Origin of the sequence: Microbacterium sp. K2 (assembly GCF_051365005.1) — a bacterium.
Taxonomy (GTDB): Bacteria; Actinomycetota; Actinomycetes; order Actinomycetales; family Microbacteriaceae; genus Microbacterium; species Microbacterium foliorum_B.
The window spans coordinates 1-8,581 of the sequence record NZ_JBLWII010000010.1; the positions used below are offsets into that span (position 1 = coordinate 1).

The 8,581-nt window shown below is 70.0% G+C and carries 5 protein-coding genes; 1 reads left to right on the forward strand and 4 read right to left on the reverse strand.

Going from position 1 to position 8,581, the window contains the following annotated elements; all coding sequences use genetic code 11:
* From ACLKOY_RS17975 to ACLKOY_RS17990, 4 genes are all read right to left on the reverse strand, one after another.
* A partial coding sequence (locus ACLKOY_RS17975) for an ATP-binding cassette domain-containing protein (protein ID WP_436454823.1) occupies window positions 1-338 on the reverse strand: 338 nt, incomplete at its 3' end.
* Complete coding sequence (locus tag ACLKOY_RS17980) at window positions 331-1,395, reverse strand: FecCD family ABC transporter permease (protein WP_436454824.1); 1,065 nt, start codon at window positions 1,393-1,395, stop codon at window positions 331-333. The genes ACLKOY_RS17975 and ACLKOY_RS17980, both read right to left, overlap by 8 nt.
* Window positions 1,392-2,444, reverse strand: coding sequence for an iron chelate uptake ABC transporter family permease subunit (locus tag ACLKOY_RS17985; protein WP_436454825.1), 1,053 nt, complete (start codon window positions 2,442-2,444; stop codon window positions 1,392-1,394). The genes ACLKOY_RS17980 and ACLKOY_RS17985 overlap by 4 nt, the downstream gene beginning before the upstream one ends.
* Complete coding sequence (locus ACLKOY_RS17990) at window positions 2,441-3,376, reverse strand: ABC transporter substrate-binding protein (protein ID WP_436454826.1); 936 nt, start codon at window positions 3,374-3,376, stop codon at window positions 2,441-2,443. Before ACLKOY_RS17990 ends, ACLKOY_RS17985 begins: the two co-directional genes overlap by 4 nt.
* 327 nt (window positions 3,377-3,703) lie before the next feature.
* Here ACLKOY_RS17990 and ACLKOY_RS17995 point away from each other — a divergent pair.
* Window positions 3,704-8,581: beta strand repeat-containing protein (locus ACLKOY_RS17995; RefSeq protein WP_436454827.1), on the forward strand; the 4,878-nt coding region annotated here is incomplete at its 3' end.

The following is an 8,581-nucleotide window of genomic DNA, read 5'->3' on the forward strand; positions in this document are numbered from 1 at the left end:
CCGCGGGCGACCAGGTCGGCCACGGTGATGCCGTCCGGTGCTGTCGCGCTCTGGGGAAGCAGCCCCAGCCGGCGGGCCACCTCCTTCGCCGGGTACTCGCTGATCGACTTGCCGTCGAGCACCACGCGCCCGCTCGACGGAGGCAGCAGGCGCGACAGGCCGCGCAGCAGCGTGGACTTGCCGCAGGCGTTCGGGCCGATGATCACCGTGAAGCCCCCGGTCGGCACGGCCACAGAGAGGTCGCGGACGATGTCGGTGCGATCGTACGTCAGCGTGATCCCCTCCGCTCTCAGGCGCGAGGCGGACGTGGGGTCGGTCGAGGGCGGGTTCTCAGGCACGGCGGCGGATCTCCAGGACGATCATCAGGACGAGGTAGGCGCCACCGACCGAGACGGTCACGACGCCGACAGGAAGAGCAGTAGGCAGCAGGTGCTGAGCGATGAGGTCGGCACCGAGCAGGAGGACTCCTCCGAACAGTGCAGACAGCATCAGCGAGAGGTGCGGAGTGCGGGCCACGAGGCGCGCGATCTGCGGCGCGGCGAGCGCGACGAACGCCACGGGGCCGGCGACGGTCGTCGCGGCGGCGACGAGTGCGACGCCGATGAGCAGCGCGACGGCGCGGATCCGGCCCGGTCGAGCCCCCGAGGCCGCCGCCATATCGTCACCCAACTCGAGCTGACGCAGTCGCGGCACAAGCAGGAGGGCTGCGACAGCGAACGGCAGCGCGCACAGCAGCGCTCCCGCGAGCGGACCCGCGCTGACGCCGTTCAGCGACCCGGTGCCCCAGGCCGAGGCGAACATCGCGGTCTCCAGCTCGATCTGCAGCAGCATCCAGGTGTTCAGAGAAGCGAGGATCGCCGAGACGCCGATGCCCACGACGATGAGGCGGAAGCCCTGCACGCCGCCTCGTGCGGAGAGCAGCCAGATCACCAGAGCCGTCACGAATCCGCCGATCAGAGATCCGGCGGTGAGCACCGGCCAGCTCCCTGATGCGAGCACCAGTGCGATCAGCATGCCGGTGAAGGCGCCGTTGGACAGCCCGAGGATGTCCGGGCTCGCGAGCGGATTCCTCGTCACGGTCTGGAACAGCGCGCCGGCGATGCCGAAAAGCGCGCCGACCGTGATCGCAGCCAGTGTCCGAGGAAGTCGCCAGTCGATCACGACCGTGCGGTGCAGGGCGTCGCCCCCGCCGACGAGAGTCTGCACGACCTGCTGCGGGGTGAGCGGATAGCTCCCCATTCCCAGAGCCAGAACGCCCATGACACCCAGAGCGGCCGCGGTCACGAGGCCGATGAGGATGCTGCGCCGGCGCACCGGCATCCGCAGCGGGCCCAGGCGCATGATCATCTTCGGGCGGGCGACATCGACGACTGCCGAGGCGGTGGGTGCGCTCACAGTGCGCTCACCCGCCGCTGCCGCGCCAGCACGATCAGCACCGGCGCGCCGATGAACGCCGCGACGATTCCGACGGGCACCTCTGCCGGGGCGATGATGACCCGGCCGAGGACGTCGGCGAGAAGCAGGATCACGGGTGCCAGCACCGCGGAGAGCGGCAGGATCACCCGCTGGTCCACGCCGAACGTCCAGCGGATCACGTGCGGCACCATCAATCCGATGAACGAGATCGGACCGGCGAGGGCGGTGGCTGCGCCCGCGAGCAGCGTGACGGCGATGATCACCCCGATGCGGATGCCGGCGACGTTCGCGCCCTGTGCCCGCGCGACGTCTTCGCCGAGGCCGACGGCATTCAGGCCCGGACCGAGCAGCAGCGCGAGCACGAGCCCGACAGCGACGAACGGGAGGATCGGAAGGGTGACATCGAAACCGCGACCGAGGAGCGATCCCGCGTTCCAGCTGCGCATCGAGTCGAAGGCATCGGGGTCGCTGAGGGAGACGCCCGTCGTGATGCCGGAGAGCACGGCTCCGAGTGCGACCCCGGCGAGCGTGAGACGGAGCGGATCGGCGGACCCGCGCCCGGCCGAGCCGATGAGGTACACGGCGACCGTGACGATGAGGGCCCCGAGGAACGCGAGCCAGACGAACTGCGACACATCGCGCAGGCCGAGCAGGCTCACTCCGAGGGCGACCGCGAGCGCGGCGCCGGCGTTCACGCCGAGGATGCCCGGGTCGGCGAGCGGATTGCGGGTGAAGGCCTGGATGAGAGCGCCGGCCACGCCCAGCGCCGCACCGGCGACGAGCCCCGTGACGGTCCGAGGTATGCGCAACTCGAACAGGACGTAGTCCGTCTCCGGAGTGCCCCCGCCGCGCAGCGTCCTCCAGACAGCCTCGGGGGAGAGGGGATTGGCGCCGATCGCAAGGGAGAGGATGACAGCGACTGCGAGTAGAGCGAGGAGGATGATCGCACCGCCGACTGCTCGAAGGCCGCGCCGGGGACCCCGCACCTGCGGAGTCCCCGATGTCTCGACCGAGGCGAGAGCGGTCACCGGCTCTCTTCGAGGTATGCCTCGATGTCGTCGAGCACGGCCTGCGCACCCTTCGGTCCGACTCCCGACACCCAGTAGCTCGTGTCGACAGGGGTGACCGAAGGGAAGGCCGCGGCGTTCTGTGTGATCGCGGCGGGGATCTCCGAGGCGTCGTCGACATCGGTCACGGTGACGAACACGTGGTCGGCTTCGGCCGAGACGATGTTCTCGGGCGAGATGTCGGCCTGCAGGCCGTCGGCCCACTCCTGCTCGGGGATCGTGAACCCGGCGCATTCGAGGAGGCTGCCCGAGAACGACACCGGCCCGTAGAGGCTGAGGGTCGTCTCGTCGCGGGGACGGATCAGCTGCGCGGTCTCGCCGTCGACCTCGTACTCGCCGGCCAGGGACTCGCAGCGCTCGTCGACTTTCGAGAGCAGATCGGCGACCTCCTCTTCGCGGCCCAGCGCGTCACCGATGAGCATCGCGTTGTCTCGCCAGGGGTCGGCCTGCGTCTCGATGAAGACCGTGGGGGCGATGGCGGAGAGCTGCTCGTAGAGCTCGGAGTGCCGGGCCTCGGTGCCGAGGATCAGGTCGGGTTCGAGCGCGGCGATGGCCTCGAGGTCGGGTTCGGGAACCGTGCCCACGGGCTCGACGCCGTCGGCTCCGAGATACGCGGGCGCACCTGCGACGTTGCTCGCGACCGCCGCGCCGACCGGCTCGATGCCGACCGCGACGGCAGTGTCGAGCTCGAGCGGTTCCAGAGTCACCACGCGCTGGGGCTCGTCGGGGACGGCGGTGGTGCCGCGGGCGTGCTCGACGTCGTGAGTGCCGGCGGACTCGCCCGGCGCATCGGTGGCGGCGGTCGGCTCAGGGGCGCAGCCGGCGAGCAGAAGCAGCGCGCAGGCTGCGGCGGCGACAGCCGTGGAGGCACGATGGCGGAGGCGGGAGGGCATGGTGAATGACCTTTCGGGACCGGGGAGGGGAACGACATCGATCGAATCAATGTTGGTTAGGCAACCCTAACAGCCCCGCTCTTCGCCCGCGCAATATGACGCTCCCGCCCAGCCTTCCGGTGCTGCTCGCGTGCCTCCAAGGCAAGGGGTGAAAACCGGGGGTGAAAACGCCCCGTTCGCGCGGGTAGGAACCCGCCCGCAAGGCAGTCTTGCGAAGGCCCGATTCGAGCGCGCGGTCAGTCGACAGCGCTCCAGGGATGCCGCCGAAGGGGGTGGCGGGCCCCGTGTGCGCGAGCGCGCACCGGATGCGACCAGGGGAGAGCAGTCGTGAGTATTCGTGGTGCGCGAAAGCGCCATCAACCGACCGAGACAGAGCAGGCGACGCCACGCTGGGGGAGGCGTGCACGCAAGCTCGTCAGCGGCATCGTCACCACCGCGGTCGTCGCATCGTCGATGATCTTCATCGGCGGCACGGTCACGGCCGCCCCCGCAGCAGCGGCCGATCCGTTCCTCTGCACGCCGGGAGCGGTCTTCGTGCAGAGCTCGACCGAGATCCGCGAGTTCGCGGTCAACGAGCAGGGAGGTGCGCCCGGTGACGGCGGCACCCTCGGTACGGTCAGCTTCGGCACCGACCACTCCGACAACGGTCTCGGCATCTCGGCCGGCGGTCGCTACGCGTACACGGTCACGAACAGCTCGTCGAACAAGGTGCTGGCGAAGCATGACCGTGTCACCGACGAGACCACGCGCACCTCGTTCACACTGAACTCCGCCGTGCTGCGCGGCGCCGTCAACCCGGTGACCGGGGTGTACTACTTCGCGAGCGGCACCGCCGACAACGCGATCAACATCTACGCCTGGAATGAGAGCGTCACGCCGCAGACCTACGTGCAGGTCGGCACCCTGCGCCCCACCGCCGGCAGCAGCGCCTTCGGTGCGAACGGCGACATGGCCTTCAGTGCATCGGGACAGCTGGTCCTCGTCGCCGACCAGTACATCTACTCGGCCGACCTGCCCACCGCTCTTGAGTCGAGCACGGCCACCCTCGACGCCAAGCAGGTGCACGACATGGGCGCCGGTGTGCAGGGCAACGGCATCGCCTTCGGCAACCGAGGACACCTCTTCGTCTCGGTCTCGGGCGGCGGCAGCCGCATCATCGAGGTCGACCTCCCCCGGGGTCAGACGGTCAACACGACCTCGCTCGGCAGCTTCGCGCCGACCGACATGTCGAGCTGCACCTTCCCGAACACGCTCACGCTCAAGAAGGACCTGCCCGAGGGGCGCCACGCGCCGACCGACCAGTTCACCCTCGGCATCCAGGCGCCTGCGGAGTACAGCGTCGCGCAGACCGCGAACACCACGACCGGTGACGAGCCGGGCCTGCAGGCGGACTACGCCGGTCCGGTCTTCACGAACCAGGGAGACACGTTCGGCCTCTCCGAGGCCGCCGCAGGATCCGCCGATCTGACCGGCTATGACGCCTCTCTCGTGTGCGAGCAGGTCAACCCCGATGGCTCGACCACCCCGGTGGCCGTGACCGCGACGGGCGAGGTCACCCAGCCTGCGGGTGCTCTCGGCACCGACGTCACGTGCACCTACTCCAACGTCCGCCTGGCTCCCGGGCTCGACCTGCGCAAGACCTCCGACCCGGTGAACGGCACGGCCGTCCAGGCCGGGCAGCGGATCACCTACCAGGTCGCCGTGGAGAACACCGGGAACACAGTGCTGGATGACGTCGAGGTCGCCGACGACCTGAGCGGCGTCTTCTCGTTCGCCGAGTATCAGGACGACCTCGCGACGACCGTCGACGGCATCGATCTCGTCGACAGCGGTGCCGCCATCGCCGACGACATGCTCACGTGGACGAGCGCCCTCGAACCGGGGCAGATCATGACGTTCACCTATTCGGTGATCGTCGATGAGGATGTCGAGGGTGAGACCATCGCGAACAGCGTGACCGCCTCGGGCACGCCTCCCGGTGGCGACCCGATCGTTCCGCCTGCCGTCGTTACCGAGCACCCGGTCGCGGGCTTCACCGTCACCAAGACCGCCGACCCCGCGTCGGGCACCGTGGTGGAGCCGGGCCAGGTCATCGACTACACCGTGACCGGCACCAACACCGGCGCGACCACCCTCGACCCGGCATCCATCGCCGACGACCTCGCCGAGGTGCTCGCGCACGCTGACTACAACGCCGACATCGCGACCGCGATCGACGGCATCCCGGTGCTCACCGGCGGGGCGACCCTCACCGGCACCGACCTCGCCTGGAGCGGCACGCTGCAGGCCGGGCAGGTCGTGACGATCACCTACTCGGTGACCGTCGCTGAAGACGCCTCCGGCGAGGTGCTCAGCAATGTCGCTCCTGGCACCGCCACCCCGACGACGCCGAACCCTGCCGACCCGACGGGCCCGCAGATTCCCGGCGAGCCGATCGTTCCTCCGACGGCGGTCACCCAGCACCCCGTGCTCGGGTCGGGCTTCACCATCAGCAAGACCGCCGACCCGGCATCCGGCACCGCTGTCTCGGCCGGAGACACGATCGAGTACACGGTCACCGGAACCAACACCGGCGACACCGACCTCTCGCCGGTGACCATCACCGACGACCTCACGGCAGTGCTCGACGACGCCGCCTACAACGACGACGTCACGGCCGACCGCGGCAGCGCGGATGTGGCCGACGGAACGCTGACCTGGACGGGCTCCATCCCGCAGGGAGAGTCCGTCACGATCCGCTACTCGGTGACCGTCGACGCGGGCGTCGAGAGCGCCCTGCTCCGCAACGTCGTGAACGGCGAGGCTACCCCGCGGATCCCCGTCGACCCGAGCGACCCCGATGGCCCGACGACTCCCGGCACGCCGATCACTCCGCCGCAGGTCGAGACCACGCATCCCGTCGTCGACACCGGTTTCGAGGTCACCAAGACGGCTGACCCGGCATCGGGCACGGCCGTGAGCCCCGGCGACACCATCGCGTACACGGTCACGGGAACGAACACGGGCAACACCGCGCTCGACCCCGCGACGATCACCGACGACCTGTCTGCAGTTCTCGCGAGCGCCGCCTTCAACGGCGATGTGTCGGCGACGACCGGCACGATCGACGTGACCGGAACCCAGCTCAGCTGGACCGGTGCACTCGGCGCCGGGGAAGACGTCGTGATCACCTACACGGTGACCGTGAACGACGACGCCACCGGCGTGCTGCTCCGCAACACCGCCGAGGGTGCGGCCACGCCGCTGATCCCGTCGGACCCGACCGACCCGGGGAGCCCGACCACTCCGGGCGCGCCGGTGTCACCGCCGCCGGCGTCGACCCAGCATCCGGTCGTCGCCCCCGGATTCGAGGTCAGCAAGACCGCCGACCCGGCATCGGGAACGACCGTCGACCCCGGCAGCGTGATCGAGTACACCGTGACCGGCACGAACACGGGTGACACCGTGCTCGACCCGGCGGAGATCTCGGATGACCTCGCCGGTGCGCTGACGAACGCCTCGTACAACGACGATGTGGCTGCCACGCGCGGCACCGCCACAGTGGCCGACAGCGCCCTCGTCTGGACCGGTTCTCTCGAGCCGGGCGAGAACGTCGTGATCACCTACTCGGTGACCGTCGACGGCGGCGCCGGTGGCGCGACCATCACGAACACGGTGACGGGCGAGGCGACCCCGCGGGTGCCGACCGCTCCGAGTGACCCGGAGAGCCCGACGACACCGGGAACGCCGATCGTCCCGCCGACCGTGATCACCGAGCACCCGGTCAACGTGCCCGGCTTCGAGTTCTCGAAGACGGCCGATCCGGCAGCCGGAACCGCCCTGGATCCGGGTGACGTGATCACCTACGTGCTGACCGGCGTGAACACCGGTGAGACGGCGCTCGACAGCGTCGAGATCGTCGACGACCTCTCCGGGGTTCTCGATCACAGCTCGCTCGACGGCGATCCTGTCGTGGCGATCGTCGGTGGCACGGCCGCGCCTGCCGTGGTCGACGGCGACGAGCTCTCCTGGACGGGCGCTCTCGCGGTCGGACAGACGGTCACCATCACCTACTCGGTGACGGTCGGACCGGATGCCGCCGGCGAACTGCTCGAGAACTCGGCGACCGCCGTCGCGACGCCTCCGGGCGGCGAGGAGATCACGCCTCCGCCGGTCACGACCACGAACCCGGTCAACCAGCCCGGCTTCTCGGTGTCGAAGAGCGCCGCGCCCGCTCCGGGCACGGCCGTCGACCCCGGCACCGTCGTCACCTACACGGTGACGGGCGTGAACACCGGCGAGACCGCGCTCGACCCCGTCGCCATCGTCGACGACCTGTCGGGAGTGCTCGACGACGCCGAGTTCAACGACGACGCGGTCGCCCTGGTCGACGGTTCGCCTGCGGCTGCTCCGGCACTCGCGGACGAGACGCTGTCGTGGACGGGGGTGCTCGAGATCGGCGAGACCGTCTCGATCACCTACTCGGTGACCGTGAACGGGGATGCCGGTGGCGAGACGCTCGAGAACTCGGTGACGGGCAGTGCGACTCCTCCCGGAGGAGTGCCGCCGATCGAGACGCCCCCGGCGGTCACGGTGAACCCGATCAACGAGCCCGGCTTCGAGCTCGTCAAGACGGCCGACCCGGCCTCGGGAACCCGTGTCGACCCCGGTAGCGTCATCACTTACACGGTGACCGGCATCAACACCGGTGCGACCGCGCTCGACCCTGTGACGATCGGTGACGACCTCTCGGGCGTGCTCGCTCACGCCGCCTACAACGGCGATGTGTCGGCCGTCGTCGACGGCGCGGCCGTCGCGGCACCGATCGTCGTGGGTGACGAGCTCTCGTGGCAGGGCGCTCTCGCGGTCGGCGAACGGGTCGCGATCACGTACTCCGTGACGGTGGATGCCGACGCGGGCGGCGAGACGATCTCGAACGTCGCCGAGGGCAGCGCCATCGCTCCCGGCGGTGCCGAGCTCACGCCGCCTCCCGCGTCGACGGAGCACCGTGTCGGCGCCCCGGGCTTCACCTTCGCGAAGACCGCGAACGTGGACTCCGGAACGGCCGTGGCGGTGGGCAGCGTGGTCACCTACACGCTGACCGGCGTCAACACCGGTGAGACGGACCTCGACGAGGTCGTCGTCACCGATGATCTCGCCAAGGTGCTGGGTCACGCAGCGCTCACGGGTGCCGTCAGCGCGACCGTCGGGGGCCACGCGGTCGAG